General features: G+C 66.6%; 1 protein-coding gene. It reads right to left on the bottom strand.

Annotated elements, in window-relative coordinates; all coding sequences use genetic code 11:
• Positions 1-25 precede the first annotated feature (25 nt).
• Positions 26-1,084 (bottom strand): transposase, encoded by a 1,059-nt coding sequence (locus ACSEEN_RS21390; RefSeq protein ID WP_440714254.1) that lies wholly within the window; start codon positions 1,082-1,084, stop codon positions 26-28.
• Positions 1,085-1,276: the final 192 nt, after the last annotated feature.

The following is a 1,276-nucleotide window of genomic DNA, read 5'->3' as shown; positions in this document are numbered from 1 at the left end:
CGTTTCGACGCTTCTATGTTCGTTGTCAAGCGGCAGCGGGGAGCTGGTGGTCGTGGGTGCCGCTGATTGCGTGTGTGGGGCCGTGTTCGAGGAGTTTGAAGATCTCGCGGGCGATGTAGCGTTTGAGGAGTCGATCGATCGCGCGTGGGGTCTTGCCGTCGGTGGTGCGTTTGGTGATGTAGTCCTTGGTGCGTTGATCGTGACGTTTGCGGGTCAGGGCGATGGTGTGCAGGGCGGAATTGAGTTGTCGGTCGCCGCCGTAGTTCAGTCGCCACGCCAGTGATTGGCCGCTGCCGATCGGTACGGGACTGGCTCCGGCGATCGAGGCGAAGTGGGCCTGGCTGGCGAACCGGCCCGGGTGCGACCAGACCGTCAGGATGCGGGCGGCCGTTACTGGCCCGACGCCGACGACGGCGAGCAGCTCGGGCCGCCAGGAGGCCACGACAGCGCGCAGGCGCCGCTCGTTGGCCGCCAGGGCCTTGTGGCATTCGATGATCTCGTCGGCCAGATCGGTGGCCGCTGCCACGGCGATCGCTGAGTGCCCGGAGCCGGTGAGGCCGCCGTCGGCGATGGCTCGGATCTGGGTCATTGTCAGCTTCTTGCCGGTGTCTGCCACCAGGCCCAGGGTCCGCACGATCGCGTTCAGCGCGTTGATCGTCGCCGTCTTCTGCCGGGACTTCTGACGCCGGGAGATCAGCAGAACTTGCAGGTCAGCACGCGTTTTTCCCTGGCGTGGCTCGGTGAGTTCGGCGAGGGAGCGTTCCAGGACCGATCGGGCGGCGCGTATCGCGTCGAGGCCGTCGGTCTTGCCGGTGCCGCGGCGGGCCTTCTTCGATGACGCCCGGGCCTCGGTCACCGCCACGCCGGCGGTGCCGGCGGCCTGCGCCAGGGTACGGCCGTAGGAGTTGGTGCCCTCGATCGCGGCCAGCACCCGGGCGCCGGCGGTGTGACGGCCGATCCAGGCCAGCGCCTTGGTGAAACCGGCGCTGGTGACGGCGAACTTCTCCGGCCGGGCGAGCACCGCACCGGTTCTGGCGTCGATGATCGCGTACAGATGATTTTTGGCGTGGGTGTCTACGCCCACAACGTAGTCATACCGTTCTGAAATACTGGTCACAGCGGACCTCCCTTGACTCATGTCCAGCACTTTCGACAGGGACGGGTCGTCCGCTATCGGTCGGTGCCGGTCAACCGCAAACGGCTGCGGCGAGACAGGTCTCTAAGGAGTCACGTTGGACGGGCTTCTATTCAGTCATCGCCGCAGAGGGCGACCGGC

This window comes from Gordonia marina, assembly GCF_052036135.1.
Lineage (GTDB): Bacteria > Actinomycetota > Actinomycetes > Mycobacteriales > Mycobacteriaceae > Gordonia.
This window is presented reverse-complemented; position numbering and strand designations above follow the sequence as displayed.